The sequence below is a fragment of the Dactylococcopsis salina PCC 8305 genome (assembly GCF_000317615.1).
In the GTDB taxonomy this organism is placed as follows: Bacteria; Cyanobacteriota; Cyanobacteriia; order Cyanobacteriales; family Rubidibacteraceae; genus Halothece; species Halothece salina.
The window spans coordinates 2,210,449-2,224,634 of sequence record NC_019780.1 but is presented as its reverse complement, the minus strand read 5'-3'; the positions used below and the strand labels follow the sequence as shown (position 1 = coordinate 2,224,634).

Genomic DNA, 14,186 nt, shown 5'->3' with positions numbered 1-14,186 from the left:
CAGGTATGATTGTTAAAACAAAAATCCCACGGGATGGTCTGTGTTTTCTTCAATTTTCACGACTCAAATGCCTATGATTTCGTGATGAATTTTCCAATCTTGTCAAGTTTTTGGGAAAGAGTTTAAACCAATTTTTGCAGTCAAATTATAAATTTTGTAACGAGAGGTTGACAAAAACTTGAAGTTGTGCGTAGCTCATTCAGTCTCTTAATTCTGTCTTCAATTCTAGCAAGTTCGGCTAGGATGGTCGGTACAGTTTTAAAATAATCAGAGTATTGATGGCGAATAAAGCAATGGATTATGATCTGTCCCAACTTGGCTCGCAAATGTCCCAATTAACGGGTGTGCGTGCCATTATGAAGGATATTATTGAAACCCTGCGTCAAGCGGGAGGAAGAGAGTTTATTAATCTCAGTGCGGGGAATCCCGTCATTATTCCAGAAGTAGAACAATTGTGGCGAGATTGTACGGCGGAATTATTAGCGAGTGATGAATACGGAGAGGTGGTCTGTCGTTATGGCTCGTCTCAAGGTTACGCGCCTTTGATTGAAGCGATCGTGAACGATTTTAACCAGCGTTATGGACTCTCTCTCACCGATCGCAACATCTTGATTACTCCTGGTTCTCAGGCGCTTTATTTTTATGCTGCCAATGCGTTTGGGGGCTATACGGAAGCAGGAACACTGAAACAAATTGTTCTTCCCCTCAGTCCAGAATACACGGGTTATGGGGGAGTCAGTTTATTTAAAGAAGCGCTACTTGCCTATAAACCGACTCTTGATCTGGATGAGAAGGCTCACCGCTTTAAATATCGTCCTGATTTTAGCCAATTAGTCATTGATGAACGCACGGGTTGTGTCATTCTGTCTCGACCTTGTAATCCCACTGGGAATGTAATTTCTGATGAGGAATTAACGAAAATTACCGAACTCGCCGCCAACCAAGGCAACAGAAACCAAGTTCCTGTGATTCTCGATGCTGCTTATGCCCCTCCTTATCCAGCGCTGAATTTTACGGAGATGAAACCACAGTTTGGGGGGAACTTATTACACTGTTTAAGTTTATCAAAGGCGGGACTGCCAGGAGAACGGATTGGAGTGGCGATCGGTGATCCAGAATTAATTGAGGTGTTAGAATCCTTCCAAACTAATTTATGTATTCATTCTCCCCGTTACGGACAAGCCATGGCCGCTCGCGCGATCGCTTCTGGTAAACTGGGACATATTGCCGAGAATGTGATTCGTTCTTATTATCAGAATAAATTTACTGTTCTTGAAGAAACTCTCGATGCAACCCTGCCAAAAGATGTTCCCTGGTTTTTACATCGAGGAGAGGGCGCAATTTTCTCTTGGTTATGGTTAAAAGATTTACCGATGACAGATTGGGAACTGTATCAAGAGTTGAAAAAACACGATGTGATTGTGGTTCCAGGTAGTACGTTCTTTCCTGGTTTGAAGGAAGAATGGCAACATAAACATGAATGTATTCGGATTAGTTTAACGGCGACTAATGAAGAGATCGCAACGGCGATGCGTCGTTTAGCCAGTGTGGTGGAAAAGGTTTATTCCGTCACCAGTTCTGCCAAAATCTAATTCGATGGAGACAAGGGAGACAAGGGAGACAAGGGAGACAAGGGAGACAAGGGAGCAATGGGAGCGATTTTTCTTCCCCATCTCCCCCATCTTCCCCATCTCCCCCATCTTCCCCATCTCCCCCATCTTCCCCATCTTCCCCATCTCCCCCATCTTCCCCATCTTCCCCATCTCCCCCATCTTGCCTTTTGCCTTTTGCATGCAAGCCTTTTGCCTTACTACACCGATCCATGAACTTTTTCAGGAGGCACTAATTAATTGTCCTCTTCGGGAGATTGTGCTTGTTGACGTTTCTGTTGCTGTTGTTCTTGGTTGTCTTCGGAATAATTAATTTTCTCTAATTCAGGTAACTCGATCGGTTGCCGATCTTCTTCTTCTGGTTTTGATTCTGCTTCTACGGTTTCCTCTTGTTTTTCGGGGAAAGAAAGGGGTTGTCTTTCCGTTTCCTTCTGTTTTTCTGGCAACGATAACGGTTGTTTTTCCGTTTCTTTCTGTTTTTCTGGTAACGATAACGGTTGTTCCTCGTCTTCTAACCAATAGTTTGCGACGGGAAGGGTATGTTCTAAGTCTTCCATTAAACGGGGAATCACCATCACAGCATGAAGTTCACCGACTCTTTCCGCTTCTTGCATTCCCACTTCGATCGCCATCGCCACATTTGCCACTGATCCTCGGATAATGGCTGTACAAAGACCTTCGCCAATGGTTTCATAAGATGCCAACTGTACATCAGCGGCTTTTAACATCGCATCCGCACCAGCGACCATTGCGGGAAACCCTCTCGTTTCTAATAGCCCGATCGCGCGGTTACTGAGATGACTATAACCCCGTTTCTGTTGCGCCAATTCGACTAAACGAGTACCAATTGGAAAGACCGCTTCTAAATTTGGCATGGGACGGGGAATCACTAACTTAGCGATTAGTTGACCAAATTGTTCGGCGGTTTTCGCCCCTTCTTCCACCGCTAAACGAACATCAGCAGTTTTTCCTCGCACAATAGCCGTACAATGACCACTACCAATTTTTTCGTAACCGACTAAAGTCACCTCTGCTGACTTCAACATCATGTCTGCTGTTCCCACAATTGCGGGAAAACTCTTGGTTGAGACTAACCCTAAAGCACTATCACTATAATGTTGTTGCGGTGGTGGTGATTGGTGATTGAACGGTGCTGGTAATTCGCTTTGAGATGCCATTTCTAGATTTCAGTGAATAAGTCTTCCCCTATCTCAACGATAACGGACAAGTTACGCTTTAGAAAATCTGGAGACAAAATTATGAGTGACTCAAATTTGCGAAAGGACTGTTTAATTATCGGCGGTGGACTGAGTGGATTAGTGGCGGCGGTTCAACTTCAATCCCAAGGGGCTACGGTAAAAGTCTTGGATAAGGGAAGGGGAATTGGAGGACGTTTAGCGACTCGTCGGATTAATATTCCCAATTCTGGTGAGGGAATCTTTGATTATGGGGCGCAGTATATCACGGCTCAAGGTGAAACGTTTCAATCTTGGCTTGAGAACTGGCGACAATTAAAACTTGTCGAGGAATGGAATTGTGAGGCAAAAACAGAAGCAGAGGTTAAACAACCTAAATATCGCGGTGTTAAAGGGATTCGGGACGTTGCAAAATCGATCGCATCTGATTTAGATGTTCAAACGGGAACAAAAGTTGTCAGTTTACAAAGACATCAAGACAGTTGGCGAGTTTTCGATGAGGAGGAAAATCAATATGAAAGTGATTCTGTGATCCTCACTGCGCCTTTACCGCAAAGTCTTGACCTTTTAAAGTCTTCGCAAATTCCTTTATCTGATGCGGCGTGGGAACAACTCAGTGGCGTTTCTTATCGGATGTGTTTGGCGGTGTTATTAATGGTATCTGATCCGATTTTAATGCCTTATGCTGGCGGTTATCAGGTGAAAGGGGAAAAGTTAGATTGGATTGCTTGCAATCATCAAAAAGGGATTTCTCCCCATGGTTATGCTGTAACCTTACAAGGAACTCATCATTTTAGTGAACAACATTATCCCAAACCTTTAAGAGATATCGCAATACAAGAGTTGATTGCCGCTGCTAGGGGATATTTAGGTAACGTGACAGTGATTGAGTATCAAGGACATTTTTGGCGTTATAGTACCCCGATCGATCGATTTCCAGAGCCATTTTTCACGGTTATAGATTCTCTTTATTTGGCAGGAGATGGGTTTGTTTCAGGAGAGGAATCGGTGTCTAGCCTTGAAGGTGCTTTTCTCTCTGGTTGGGAAGTGGGGAATTTTGTTGTTTTCTCTCAGGGGATAGCCTAACACTGGTCACAGGTTACGGATTAACGGATACTAGAAGAATAACGAGATTGATTTCGTTATTTGTTATTTGTTATTCGTTATTTGTTATTCGTTATTTGTTATTCGGGAAAAAGACCGTAGGGTGGGCAATGCCCACCCTACAAAATGTAACTACTAACAATTGCGAGTCTTGAAGTTTAATTAAATTGTCTCAAAACTACGGCATGGGATGGAATAATAAATCAGGAAAAAAACGATTGATCTCAATCAAAAGTCCTGCCGTAAACGTTAAAAGAGCAGTCAATAAAACAGGGGCGCTGGAAAGAAAAGTTTTGAAATTGTCCATAAGATTAATCTCCGATTGATCAACAAATCATTAGCGAGGGGAAATGGGAATTTCGCCTTCTTTAGCGGTTAATTCACCAGAAAGTAATTCTTTCACCGCAGCAACGGGCCAAGCGAAGCCACTGAGCATAATTTTAAGAGCGCGGGGAACATCGATCAGAATCTCTTTTTCTTCTGGGTTTTTCTCTTCTCTGATGGAGATCAGATAAGCACGACCAACCCAACCGATCCAACCCGCAATGTAAAGAAACATTACACTGGGAATCAGAAAGTCACCAGCATGAGATAGACGACCATCTACAACCAAGTGGGGTAAGCCTTCGGGACCACAAAGCGCCTGAGAATAGCGTTCAGCACGTTTTTCTCCAGACTTGGGATCAGAGGTGGTATTGCGGAAGTTTTTAGCACGTTGTTGAAACGCTGCGGACTCACTACAGGGAACGAGTTGAGAATTGCCTCCAGCTTGGGCTTGAGCAGGTGCTGCAAAGCCTAAAAGGAGTATTCCGGACAAAATTAAAGCAAGCAGTCTTGGCATAAATTATTTCCTTTTGTTACAACTGAATTTAGTTTTCTTGTACAAAAGACAACGCAACAGTTAATACGTTGATACGTCAAAAATTGATCTTAACCTTGGATTGATGCTCCGTAAAGTTAATATTACTAAACATACACAAATCTTTGCCGTATCAAACTATGTCAACTATCTTAGCCATTGAAACCAGTTGTGATGAAACCAGTGTCGCTATTGTTAAGAATCGTCACATTTTAAGTAATATTGTTGCTTCCCAAATTGATGTTCATCGTGCTTATGGTGGTGTTGTGCCAGAAGTCGCTTCTCGTCAACATTTAGAAGTGATGAATGTCTGTTTAGAAGAGGCGTTACAGGAAGGAAGCCTCGGTTGGGATCAGATTGATGGGGTGGCGGTGACAGTTGCGCCAGGTTTGGTGGGAGCATTATTCGTGGGATTAGCAACGGCAAAAACTCTCGCGATGGTTCATAATAAGCCGTTACTGGGAATTCATCATCTGGAAGGACATATTTACGCCAGTTATCTCAGTGAACCGACGTTAAAGCCTCCTTTTCTCTGTTTATTGGTGTCTGGTGGTCATACCAGTTTGATTGCAGTGCGCGATTATGGTAGTTATGAGGTTTTGGGGGGAACTCGTGATGATGCAGCAGGAGAGGCGTTTGATAAGACCGCCCGTTTGTTAGGATTAGGTTATCCAGGGGGGCCGGCGATTGATCGCGCGGCGAAGTTGGGAAATCCTTTTGCTTATTCTCTCCCCGAAGGAAAAGTCTCTCATCCCGATGGGGGCTATTATCCCTATGAGTTTAGTTTTAGTGGCTTAAAAACGGCAGTTTCCCGTTTGGTGAAGCAATTAGAAACTCAAGGAGCGTTACCCGTGAATGATCTGGCGGCTTCCTTTCAAGAAACCGTCGCTCGATCGTTAACTCACCGCGCGATCGCCTGTGCTTTAGAACACAGTTTATCAACCATTGTTGTGGGAGGAGGGGTCGCAGCGAATCGGAGTTTAAGGGAGAAATTAACCGCAATGGGAACAGAGAAAGGGTTAAAGGTTCACTTTCCCCCGATGCGTTTGTGTACAGATAATGCAGCGATGATTGCTTGTGCTGGAGTGCAACATTATCAACGCAATGAATTTTCCCCTTTAACAATTAGTGCCAATTCTCGTTTAAGTCTGACTGAATTAATGAGTCTTTATGGTAGTAAATACTAATTACCACACAAAAGTTGGTATCCGAGAAAGAGGGTATGGGTTTCCGAGATGCAAAAAGTTTGGACAGTTTAAGGGGTTTTCCAAGAAGGTTCAGATTGAGGTCGTGAGGGAATGCCAATGGGGGTAATGGCGAGGTTACGGCTACCAAAGACAAAGTTGTTTTAATCCAATCAATTATAAGTGCAATGATCTAGATATTAGAATTGTTATCATCATTAGTGCTGGGCAAGAAGGCTGGATTTAGAATATTTTCTGTTGTGAAAGGAGTTTGAGTTGGAAACATTTCTAACGGTAAACCCGTTTCAGCAGCAGCAAGTTCTCGTGCATCTTGATAGCATTCATTCAATACTTCATTAAAGTATCGCTTTAAGCTCGGACTATCTTTGAATAGTTTTTCGAGTCTTCTCCGATGTTCTCGAATGGTAAACAGCCAACTGTTAGAACGCTTTTGGGGTTGATATTGGTATTTCAGTAAGTGCATGATGAGAATTGTTAAGTTGCTTTCTACTGCTCGTTTTTCACTTTTCCCCATGTCAGCAAGTTCTTCAATTAAATTGGCAACATCCAGTGCAGAAAAGTTACCCGTTGCCAGTTGCTCTTGAGTTTTTTTTAGCCAAAGGTAATAATCTTGATCATAAAGTTGGGGTTGGTTAGAAACTTGATGGGTTTGCATGGTAAATTTTGCCCGACCTCGCTTTGTCCACTATTTTAGAAGTTTCTTTTCGCAAATGGCTATATAAATCTCGATCAATTGAGTTGCAATTTTATCCCATGTGTAGTGGCTGAGGATAAATTGTCTAGCGCGATCGCGCCTTGTATCAATTGGACTCAATTTCATAGAGTTGTTTTTGTGCTTGTGGAGAGTCTGCTACCATAATTTTTGATTTTACTTGTTTTCATCTCAAACTTGATCGAGGGGCGCGATCGTCTGTTTTTCTCCTTTTCTTGCCTTTTTAGACAACAACCGAAGCGCGATCGCCATCGATGATTAAGTTTTACCTAACCGCTCAACAAAGGCTTGATGCTCAGAGGAACTAATTCCTGAGTTTAGCACCGATAGTACCTGTTGCATTTTTCCCGATAAAAGCGCAGGGGCATCCAACCACAACCCAGGAAAAAAAGGACTTTTAAAAATTCCCGACTCATCAGGGGATAATTGCTGATCGGTTGCTTCTGCCCAAATATACCACCGAAATTCTTGATCTTCGACTAACCAAACCAAATATTCCCGTACTCCATTGCGACGGTAAACCTGTAACTTATCGTGTACATCATAGGAGGCGCTGCTACTGGCGATTTCCACAATTAATTCTGGGCTTCGACAAAGGTTTGATGTTCTGCGTTGATGAACAACCTTGTAATATCAGGTTCGCTCAATCAATGATCAAAAGTAGGTTGGGTGGAGAGTAGCGAAACCCAACGTTTTCTCCCCTTTAATCCCCCCTAACCCCCCTTAGCAAGGGGGGAATTAGCCGTAGGTTGGGTGGAGAGTAGCGAAACCCAACGTTTTCTCCCCTTTAATCCCCCCTAACCCCCCTTAGCAAGGGGGGAATTAGCCGTAGGTTGGGTGGAGAGTAGCGAAACCCAACGTTTTCTCCCCTTCAATCCCCCCAAACCCCCCTTACTAAGGGGGGCTTAACTGACCGTTACTGTAGCACCAATTCTTCAAAATGGTATAAAAAAGCTCTATTCTCGATGACGGGCTAAAACAAAGGCTTCTGCTGCTTCGACTCCTGCTGTTGCGCCTCGCCAATGGGCTAAATGCGCGATCGCGCTGTATGATCTTGGATGAGGAAAATCCCGCATTTCTGAATCATAGGCTGCGAGGGCTTTTTGCTTTAACTGGAGGGTTTCGGAGATATCCACAAACCAGTTCGGCTGAAAGGTTGCTTTCACGGGGGAAACTTGCCATTCTGTACTGGAGGGAACTTCAAAAAAGAGAATTGTCTTTGTGGCATGATTGGGGGTCGATCGCGCTGCGGTGATTACAGCTTCACTAATGCGCTGGTGATCAATGTTGACATCCCCTGGATGATGGGTGTAAATGCGCTGAGGGGAATATTCTTGGATTAATGGCTCGATCGCTTTGATAATATCGAGTAAATCGCAGCTATCCATCCGATTGTCTGGAAAATCCATTAATTTTAAGGAACTCACCCCTAAAATGGCTTTTGCTTCGTGGGCTGCTTGGGCGAGTGCTGAGAGTTCGGTAATTTTCTAATTACTTAAAGCCTTACCAATTAAATTAATAACAGGTGTATCCCATCCGTTAGTTAACAAATGTTTATAACGTTCTCGATCTTGAAGACGATGTAATGAACCACCGCCAGGTTGTGGCTGTGAAGGAATTTTTCCCTCTCTAATTTTTAACCATGAACTCTGAAATAATTCAATAGCAAGTTCATTGAGCTTTTCGTAGCTGGTTCGTAAAGTATCCTCGTTAGTAAATTCCGTTTCAGTTTGAACTAAAATATTTCCTGTATCAATTCCTTCATCTAAATAATGGATAGTTACTCCTTTGGGGGTATTTTCTAGGAAGCTCCATAAATTGGGATCAGCACCTCTATTCCAAGGTAATAGAGAGATATGAATATTAATCGCTTTATTTTGAAACTTACTTAGAATATCTTTCCTTAAGATATGACGGTATCCATAACTGATTAAAAAATCTACCTCTTGTATAATTGGATCATTTACAGACAATTTTTTTTCTATTATCTCTACCTCATCTCCACTTTTATCTAAAGCCCCAATAATTTCTGATCTCTCTGGTCCTAGTAATAAAACTTTCATAATTGGTATTTCATTTTACAAATTGGAATTAAGTTAAGTCTAAAGCATCTGGTTTTAATCTTTATGATTTTATCTAAAGGCTAGTTTAGCTAATCTTTCTTTAGAGTTTAGCCAATCTTCTTTAAGCAAAGCTAAAAAGACGACATCTAAATACTGCCCATCTCTATAGATATGCTGATTAAAATAGCCTTCTTGGCTAAATCCAAATTTTTTGTGAAACTTAATTACACTTTTATTAAATGCTAATACTTCACAGCCTAGTTTTCTGAAATCCATTTTTTCAAAAACATACTCTAATCCTAAATATTCCATTGCTATGCCACTTCTAGGAGAAGTATCAACTTCGCCTAAATAAAACCCTCCTAATGCTTTATTATTCGTTCGATCGAGATCGGTAAAACAAATTAATCCAATCGGACAACTTAAAAACTCAAAGATTAAGTAAATAACATTTTCCTTTTTTTGAATTTTTTGAAACCAAGCTAAATGTTCTTCCCATGTAATTACATGATTCGTGTACATATTAATCCGCACTCTTTCGGAGTTGCGCCATGTCAAAACCTTTTCTAAGTCAGTTTCTTGTAGGTTTCTCAGAAAGTAATCTTCGCATTTTGCCATTATTGGAATTTTAAAGTGTATGTCACTGCGATCGCGCTTTCTACTTCACTGTTGTTCTAACCAAGTTTCTAACTCCTCCACTGTCGAAAAGTCGAGCAATTCCTCCGCTAAGGTTTCCAGTTGTTCTACGGATAACTCCTGAATTTGCTGTTCCAGAGTTGGGTTTAATACTCCAAAACGACGATTTAACTGGCGCAAGACTAATTTGGCTTCTCCTTGTCGCTCTCCTCGTCGCTCTCCTATCTGCTCTCCTTCTTGTAAAATCTGCTGATACCAGGGAGACTCTCTTAAGACTGCCATATCCCACCTCATAATTTCCTGTACTACTGGTAGTTCTAGCACAAACGACGCAAAAAATGAGAGCAATGGTTCTAACTCGTTTAAGTCTTCATCTGCTCTCAATTCCCGCAACGCTTCTCTGACAACTGTTTCTTCTCTTCCCCCTTTCAAAATTGGTACAAATGGCAATAATGTACGCAGGTTTTGTTCAAAGACAATTTCTGCTTCTACTTCCCATAAGTTAACAACTTTGTAATCTTGATAAGCTCGGATTCCCTGAAAGTTTGATTCGTAGCAGGTGGGAATTTGAGGATTAATGACATGAGGAAGTATGTTGACCAAAATCGGATACACTGGCAACTGATATTTCTCCTCGACCAAACCGCTATAAGCTCTCATTCTTCTGGGAAGTTTAGCGGAATAACGCAGTTGCAGTTCATTGAGGAGTAAAAAGTCTCCCGTGTCTGGACTGGTGACTTTCAAGGCGATATCATTTTCTCGGCTCACCCATTGCAAATCTGAGTTTACCATTTCTATCACTTTCACTTGCGGGAGTTCCGTTAGCCATCGCGCCCAGTTTTCAGGGGAAAGGCTAATCAGTCGTTTTCCTCCAATATCGGAAGGTTTGCTCATTTTTTCTCCTCAAAGGGTAACCACTCTTCATCTAAGACTTGATCTAAGGGTGCGATTTCCTTTGGAAAGTCGCAAAACGAAATAGAGGTTTCAGGAAAAGTATCAGGGGATAACTGAGTTTTGTCTATTGTAATTTTTCGGGCATCTTGGTAACATTCCTCGAAAGTTTCTGAGAGGTGACGCTTAAGACTCGGACTTGCTTTCAATTCTCGCCAAATTTGAATACGGAAGTTTCTGATCTCTCCTTGCCAATGACCTCGATTTCTTTCTCTTTCTGATTCCCAATACTTTAGTTTTAGTAAATGTTCAAAGAGTCGGGTTAGCAAACTCTCCAATTTTCTTTTTTCCCGCCGACTCAAGTCTAATACCTCGTCAATCAAATTTTCCCAATCGAGAGCATCTAATTCTTTATTTTGCAGTTTCTTGGCTGTGTCTAAAACCCAAAGGTTATAATCGGTTTCATAAAGTTGATTTTGAGTGGGATTGGTTAGTTCACTTACCATGATTCTGGCATTCTCTTTTAACTGTTTATTGCTTACTTTTTATGTAGTATGCTCCAGATTATTTGCTTGTCGTATCTACATATATCTTAGGTGGAAGTACCAGTTTCTTCTAAAAAATCAGCAAATTGCAAAAGCTCGATCTGACAATTTTGATAAGTTGTTGAAAGTTGATCAATTAAAGGTGAAATTTGGTTAGCTTCGAGACGAAAAGTATAAATATTTCTCACTACATGACGAAACCCACGATATTGATCTAAGGCTTTTAAGAGTGAATCACTTAAGACTGGAGGACGAATTCCAGAAACTTCTGAAGCCAATTGTAGTAACAATTCTCGATGCCAGCTTTTTCCTGTCGGCTGATACCCATCGCTAATTTCGGCAATGCTTTCTAAAATACGTTCTATTCCTGTGTAAAAACTGTGTAAGTTAAGTGCAACTGCGTCTAGAAATTGATCGTTTTGAGAGGTTTCATATTGTTTCCAGATATCTTGACTGCGCTGGACAACTGTTTCTAAATCTTTTAGATCGCGACGAATTCGACCCGCAAGCGTTAAGTAACGACCATTCATAACGGTTTTCCTTCTTCTAAAATTAATTGATGTAGAGAATTTTGGCAATATTCTAGTTGCACTAAATCGACTTGAAATTCTGGTGATAAATCCTGTAACTGCGCTACTACCTTAAAAAAATGTTCTGGGGGTAAACCTTTAATTGCTAAGTCAATATCTGAGTGGAGATGAAATCGATCGCGCTGTGTACTTGAACCAAATAAAATAACTTGTATTTCACCATATTCTTGCCTTAAAAAATTGGAGGCTTGTTGAGCAATGATTTGGGCTTGTTGCCATCGTTTTTCCGTTTGCGCGATCGCGCTTTGTTTTCGCCGTCTTGCTGTGGCTTTGTAGGAATTCATTTGTCATCCTCTCCCCCAATTTCTGTTTCTTTTTATCCTATCATTTCTCTGGAAAACCCAGTCTGGCTAAAATTTCGCTGCGTTGGTTGTCTTCTTCGTACTCAAAGCAAAAATAACCCTCCTGTTCACTGTAGCCATAGAGAAGATTATTTGATTGGATTTCATGATAAAATGGTAGAACTCGATCGCGATCGATAACTTTCCACAGTCCCAAGAGATAGCCACAAAAATAGCTAACAAAATAACGAATTTCTTCTAAAGAAAACTCTTGATCATACGGCTCATGATAGACTGATTGAATGGGTTCAATTTTTTCTTCAACACATCGGCGAATAGAAAAATCAATGCTACCTCTATAATCTCTCACAACAATAATATAGTTATAAGTTGCATTGGGTTTAATGATCTCAGTAAATAGGGGAAAAGCAAAACTCGATTTATAATCGTCAAAACAACGGCTACTTTTTCCAAATAAATGTTTTAGACTGAGGTAAAGTTTAGGCAATTCTATGGTTTCAATATTCAAATAAAAGGCTGTAAAAAATCCACTATCGTTTTTGATAGGAATCGTGTAGCTTGATAAGTTAAAATAACCTTCATCGCTAAGACGATAGAAACGGTAATGCGCTTGCTTTAACTCTAAATCAAGTGCTTCATAAACGATTGAGGAAAAAGACTGAAGGCGTTGTCTTAAATACTCATTTGGCTGCAATTCTTGAAGCAAAAACTGTTTCTCTTCTGTTGAGAGATTCCTGATTTCCTGAGCAATTTCTTTGACTAATTGAGAATTCATGGGCGATCGCGCCTAAGTTATTGATTAATCATTCTAGCAACTTTCAAGTTATGATCGTTATATCAGGTTCGGGTAATTGTTTATAATTGGTGTTGGGTTTCGCTTCGCTACACCCAACCTACTTTTTATCATTGATTGAGCGAACCTGACATTATACCATTTTCAAAAAATCCTGCTACGGCTGATCCCCTCAAATAGTTTCCCCCTTGCGAAGGGGGGTCAGGGTGGATTCCCCTTATTAAGGGGGGCTTAGTTGATCGTCATGTAGTGCCAATTCTTCAAAATGGTATTAGTTCTATTTTGCCCAGGTGCTGCACGCAAGCCATAGAGCCTTGCGCTACATTAGTGGTAGAGAGATAATTCATGAGGAAGCCGAGCCATGACAATTAAAGAGCAATTACTCCGAGAACTAGAAACAGCCCCACAACCTGTGATCGAAGAAGTTTTTGATTTTTTATTACTCGCTAAAATTAAACATCACCGCTGTTCATCTTATGATCAATCAGAAAATACCCAGTCGTTAGGAGCATTTGCAGAGGAATTAGTGGCTGATATTCCTGAAGAGGTTTTAAATGAGTTGCCTACTGATAGTGCTGAACAACATGATCATTATATTTATGGAACTCCAAAACGATAACAATTTTGCTGTGCCGAAAGTAACTCATAAATAACTGTTATCAGTTGGTTAACCGTCGATACTAACTGTCAGTGAAATCATTAAGAATCCCTTTGATTTGCTCCTTTAAATCAAGTAAATCGTATATAACAATATCAATGACGATATCAAGATCAATATCAAAATACTCATGCACAACGCGATTACGTAAACCAATAATTTTTGACCAAGGAATCTGAGAATAGTGTTGCGTTAATTCGGAGGAGAGGGCGCGGGCAGCTTCACCAATAATTTGTAAGTGATATAGAACCCAAACTTGAAGCATCTCATCATTCTCAATTTGATTAAGGTCAACTCGACTTTGAATACGCTCGATCGCTTCCAAAATATCCTGTAGTCGTTCTAAGTCGCGCCTCATAAAGGTTGTGCTTCTTGTAGAATCCGATCTCGCAGACGAGATTTTAGGCTTTTCTCCGTAACAACATCGACCTGAACTCCCAGCAACGCTTCCAAATCTTCGATCAGTCCCATTGGAAACCAAGATGAGCGATGAGAGCGATCATAATCAACTAGCAAATCTACATCACTACGATCGCTGGCTTCTCCTCGCACGACAGAACCGAAAACACGAACATTATATGCTCCGTGACGTTGAGCAACAGTTAGAATTTTGTCCCGTTGTTGGAGTAAATTATCCAAGGTGAGCATTGGCATCCCCTCTTCATTTTTACGCTTGGCAACAGTTATTAGATTACTTCATTAACCCCTAGAAATACGCGATCGCGCCTGAGTTATTGATTAATCATTCTAGCAGAAGATTTAAATCTTGTTCCAGTTCCTCAGCCAGTTCTTCGGGTGGATAATTGAAAATGCTAACACGATAGCGATGACAAGCATCAAAAAAATCGAGCTTTGATATTCCTGCTAGTTCTGCTGCTTTCCCAGAAGAAACTTTTCCTAACTCAAACATTTTCAAAGCAGCCATTAAACGGATATGCTGTTCCATTTCTTCTCTAGTCATTTGAACTGCTTTTTCAAATCCTGTGGGATATTTTATTGACATATCATTGATATTCATTATT

20 protein-coding genes and 1 pseudogene are annotated in these 14,186 nt (G+C 41.0%); 4 read left to right on the top strand and 17 right to left on the bottom strand.

The window, feature by feature from the left end:
• Window positions 1-278: 278 nt before the first annotated feature.
• Window positions 279-1,592 carry a valine--pyruvate transaminase gene (locus DACSA_RS11040; RefSeq protein WP_015229831.1) on the top strand — a complete coding sequence of 438 codons (1,314 nt, stop codon included), beginning with the start codon at window positions 279-281 and terminating at the stop codon, window positions 1,590-1,592.
• Here the strand turns inward: DACSA_RS11040 and DACSA_RS21520 are convergent.
• Both DACSA_RS21520 and DACSA_RS11030 read right to left on the bottom strand, forming a co-directional pair.
• Window positions 1,539-1,793: a hypothetical protein gene (locus DACSA_RS21520; RefSeq protein WP_198007556.1), complete on the bottom strand. Its 255-nt coding sequence runs from the start codon at window positions 1,791-1,793 to the stop codon at window positions 1,539-1,541. The two genes, DACSA_RS11040 and DACSA_RS21520, sit on opposite strands and share 54 nt — an antisense overlap.
• A 53-nt stretch (window positions 1,794-1,846) precedes the next feature.
• Window positions 1,847-2,788: a BMC domain-containing protein gene (locus DACSA_RS11030; RefSeq protein ID WP_015229829.1), complete on the bottom strand. Its 942-nt coding sequence runs from the start codon at window positions 2,786-2,788 to the stop codon at window positions 1,847-1,849.
• 81 nt (window positions 2,789-2,869) lie between these two features.
• Between DACSA_RS11030 and DACSA_RS11025 the strand changes: the two genes are divergently transcribed.
• The gene (locus tag DACSA_RS11025; RefSeq protein ID WP_015229828.1) at window positions 2,870-3,892 is read left to right on the top strand and encodes an NAD(P)/FAD-dependent oxidoreductase; all 1,023 of its coding nucleotides are present in this window, start codon (window positions 2,870-2,872) and stop codon (window positions 3,890-3,892) included.
• A 196-nt stretch (window positions 3,893-4,088) separates the two neighbouring features.
• Here the strand turns inward: DACSA_RS11025 and psaJ are convergent, their stop codons facing one another.
• A complete protein-coding gene (gene psaJ, locus DACSA_RS11020) occupies window positions 4,089-4,217 on the bottom strand; it encodes a photosystem I reaction center subunit IX (protein WP_015229827.1) in 129 nt (42 codons plus the stop codon).
• Window positions 4,218-4,247: 30 nt separating this feature from the next.
• Window positions 4,248-4,751: a photosystem I reaction centre subunit III gene (locus DACSA_RS11015; RefSeq protein WP_015229826.1), complete on the bottom strand. Its 504-nt coding sequence runs from the start codon at window positions 4,749-4,751 to the stop codon at window positions 4,248-4,250.
• A 158-nt stretch (window positions 4,752-4,909) separates the two neighbouring features.
• Between DACSA_RS11015 and tsaD the strand changes: the two genes are divergently transcribed.
• Window positions 4,910-5,956, top strand: a complete 1,047-nt coding sequence (tsaD, locus tag DACSA_RS11010; protein WP_015229825.1) for a tRNA (adenosine(37)-N6)-threonylcarbamoyltransferase complex transferase subunit TsaD — start codon at window positions 4,910-4,912, stop codon at window positions 5,954-5,956.
• A 190-nt stretch (window positions 5,957-6,146) separates the two neighbouring features.
• Here tsaD and DACSA_RS11005 read toward each other — a convergent pair whose 3' ends face one another.
• The 10 genes and pseudogenes from DACSA_RS11005 to DACSA_RS10960 all read right to left on the bottom strand — a co-directional run bounded on the left by DACSA_RS11005 (window position 6,147) and on the right by DACSA_RS10960 (window position 12,488).
• The gene (locus tag DACSA_RS11005; RefSeq protein WP_015229824.1) at window positions 6,147-6,629 is read right to left on the bottom strand and encodes a DUF29 domain-containing protein; all 483 of its coding nucleotides are present in this window, start codon (window positions 6,627-6,629) and stop codon (window positions 6,147-6,149) included.
• A 315-nt stretch (window positions 6,630-6,944) separates the two neighbouring features.
• A pseudogene (locus DACSA_RS11000) lies at window positions 6,945-7,271 on the bottom strand (Uma2 family endonuclease); the annotation flags it as partial.
• A gap of 371 nt (window positions 7,272-7,642) precedes the next feature.
• Entirely contained in the window at window positions 7,643-8,113 is a 471-nt protein-coding gene (locus DACSA_RS10995; protein ID WP_071880317.1) for a PIG-L family deacetylase, read from the bottom strand.
• A gap of 60 nt (window positions 8,114-8,173) precedes the next feature.
• A complete protein-coding gene (locus DACSA_RS10990) occupies window positions 8,174-8,749 on the bottom strand; it encodes a formyltransferase family protein (RefSeq protein ID WP_015229823.1) in 576 nt (191 codons plus the stop codon).
• A 69-nt stretch (window positions 8,750-8,818) separates the two neighbouring features.
• Window positions 8,819-9,367 (bottom strand): UDP-4-amino-4,6-dideoxy-N-acetyl-beta-L-altrosamine N-acetyltransferase, encoded by a 549-nt coding sequence (pseH, locus tag DACSA_RS10985; protein WP_015229822.1) that lies wholly within the window; start codon window positions 9,365-9,367, stop codon window positions 8,819-8,821.
• Between the two features lie 45 nt (window positions 9,368-9,412).
• Window positions 9,413-10,279 (bottom strand): DUF4351 domain-containing protein, encoded by an 867-nt coding sequence (locus tag DACSA_RS10980; RefSeq protein ID WP_015229821.1) that lies wholly within the window; start codon window positions 10,277-10,279, stop codon window positions 9,413-9,415.
• Window positions 10,276-10,782, bottom strand: coding sequence for a DUF29 domain-containing protein (locus DACSA_RS10975; RefSeq protein WP_015229820.1), 507 nt, complete (start codon window positions 10,780-10,782; stop codon window positions 10,276-10,278). Before DACSA_RS10975 ends, DACSA_RS10980 begins: the two co-directional genes overlap by 4 nt.
• Window positions 10,783-10,868: 86 nt before the next feature.
• Window positions 10,869-11,351 carry a ribonuclease toxin HepT-like protein gene (locus tag DACSA_RS10970; protein WP_015229819.1) on the bottom strand — a complete coding sequence of 161 codons (483 nt, stop codon included), beginning with the start codon at window positions 11,349-11,351 and terminating at the stop codon, window positions 10,869-10,871.
• A complete protein-coding gene (locus DACSA_RS10965; protein WP_015229818.1) occupies window positions 11,348-11,695 on the bottom strand; it encodes a nucleotidyltransferase family protein in 348 nt (115 codons plus the stop codon). The genes DACSA_RS10970 and DACSA_RS10965 overlap by 4 nt, the downstream gene beginning before the upstream one ends.
• Before the next feature lie 40 nt (window positions 11,696-11,735).
• Window positions 11,736-12,488 carry a hypothetical protein gene (locus DACSA_RS10960; protein ID WP_015229817.1) on the bottom strand — a complete coding sequence of 251 codons (753 nt, stop codon included), beginning with the start codon at window positions 12,486-12,488 and terminating at the stop codon, window positions 11,736-11,738.
• Window positions 12,489-12,867: 379 nt separating this feature from the next.
• Between DACSA_RS10960 and DACSA_RS10955 the strand changes: the two genes are divergently transcribed.
• Window positions 12,868-13,125, top strand: a complete 258-nt coding sequence (locus DACSA_RS10955; protein ID WP_015229816.1) for a hypothetical protein — start codon at window positions 12,868-12,870, stop codon at window positions 13,123-13,125.
• 61 nt (window positions 13,126-13,186) lie between these two features.
• On the opposite strand, the gene DACSA_RS10950 is transcribed toward DACSA_RS10955, so the two are convergent.
• The 3 genes from DACSA_RS10950 to DACSA_RS10940 form a co-directional block, all read right to left on the bottom strand.
• Window positions 13,187-13,522: a HepT-like ribonuclease domain-containing protein gene (locus DACSA_RS10950; RefSeq protein ID WP_015229815.1), complete on the bottom strand. Its 336-nt coding sequence runs from the start codon at window positions 13,520-13,522 to the stop codon at window positions 13,187-13,189.
• Window positions 13,519-13,812, bottom strand: coding sequence for a nucleotidyltransferase family protein (locus tag DACSA_RS10945; protein ID WP_015229814.1), 294 nt, complete (start codon window positions 13,810-13,812; stop codon window positions 13,519-13,521). The genes DACSA_RS10950 and DACSA_RS10945 overlap by 4 nt, the downstream gene beginning before the upstream one ends.
• Window positions 13,813-13,906: 94 nt before the next feature.
• The gene (locus DACSA_RS10940; RefSeq protein WP_015229813.1) at window positions 13,907-14,182 is read right to left on the bottom strand and encodes a UPF0175 family protein; all 276 of its coding nucleotides are present in this window, start codon (window positions 14,180-14,182) and stop codon (window positions 13,907-13,909) included.
• Window positions 14,183-14,186: the final 4 nt, after the last annotated feature.

What these genes read in the sequence shown, in the direction of transcription:
- DACSA_RS11015 (WP_015229826.1), bottom strand. Translation starts at nt 4,751, where the DNA reads ATGCCAAGACTGCTTGCTTTAATTTTGTCCGGAATACTCCTTTTAGGC.
- pseH (WP_015229822.1), bottom strand. Translation starts at nt 9,367, where the DNA reads ATGGCAAAATGCGAAGATTACTTTCTGAGAAACCTACAAGAAACTGAC.
- psaJ (WP_015229827.1), bottom strand. Translation starts at nt 4,217, where the DNA reads ATGGACAATTTCAAAACTTTTCTTTCCAGCGCCCCTGTTTTATTGACT.
- tsaD (WP_015229825.1), top strand. Translation starts at nt 4,910, where the DNA reads ATGTCAACTATCTTAGCCATTGAAACCAGTTGTGATGAAACCAGTGTC.
- DACSA_RS11025 (WP_015229828.1), top strand. Translation starts at nt 2,870, where the DNA reads ATGAGTGACTCAAATTTGCGAAAGGACTGTTTAATTATCGGCGGTGGA.
- DACSA_RS10975 (WP_015229820.1), bottom strand. Translation starts at nt 10,782, where the DNA reads ATGGTAAGTGAACTAACCAATCCCACTCAAAATCAACTTTATGAAACC.
- DACSA_RS10990 (WP_015229823.1), bottom strand. Translation starts at nt 8,749, where the DNA reads ATGAAAGTTTTATTACTAGGACCAGAGAGATCAGAAATTATTGGGGCT.
- DACSA_RS10980 (WP_015229821.1), bottom strand. Translation starts at nt 10,279, where the DNA reads ATGAGCAAACCTTCCGATATTGGAGGAAAACGACTGATTAGCCTTTCC.
- DACSA_RS11005 (WP_015229824.1), bottom strand. Translation starts at nt 6,629, where the DNA reads ATGCAAACCCATCAAGTTTCTAACCAACCCCAACTTTATGATCAAGAT.
- DACSA_RS10970 (WP_015229819.1), bottom strand. Translation starts at nt 11,351, where the DNA reads ATGAATGGTCGTTACTTAACGCTTGCGGGTCGAATTCGTCGCGATCTA.
- DACSA_RS10965 (WP_015229818.1), bottom strand. Translation starts at nt 11,695, where the DNA reads ATGAATTCCTACAAAGCCACAGCAAGACGGCGAAAACAAAGCGCGATC.
- DACSA_RS21520 (WP_198007556.1), bottom strand. Translation starts at nt 1,793, where the DNA reads ATGCAAAAGGCAAAAGGCAAGATGGGGGAGATGGGGAAGATGGGGAAG.
- DACSA_RS10940 (WP_015229813.1), bottom strand. Translation starts at nt 14,182, where the DNA reads ATGAATATCAATGATATGTCAATAAAATATCCCACAGGATTTGAAAAA.
- DACSA_RS10950 (WP_015229815.1), bottom strand. Translation starts at nt 13,522, where the DNA reads ATGAGGCGCGACTTAGAACGACTACAGGATATTTTGGAAGCGATCGAG.
- DACSA_RS10960 (WP_015229817.1), bottom strand. Translation starts at nt 12,488, where the DNA reads ATGAATTCTCAATTAGTCAAAGAAATTGCTCAGGAAATCAGGAATCTC.
- DACSA_RS10955 (WP_015229816.1), top strand. Translation starts at nt 12,868, where the DNA reads ATGACAATTAAAGAGCAATTACTCCGAGAACTAGAAACAGCCCCACAA.
- DACSA_RS11040 (WP_015229831.1), top strand. Translation starts at nt 279, where the DNA reads ATGGCGAATAAAGCAATGGATTATGATCTGTCCCAACTTGGCTCGCAA.
- DACSA_RS11030 (WP_015229829.1), bottom strand. Translation starts at nt 2,788, where the DNA reads ATGGCATCTCAAAGCGAATTACCAGCACCGTTCAATCACCAATCACCA.
- DACSA_RS10945 (WP_015229814.1), bottom strand. Translation starts at nt 13,812, where the DNA reads ATGCTCACCTTGGATAATTTACTCCAACAACGGGACAAAATTCTAACT.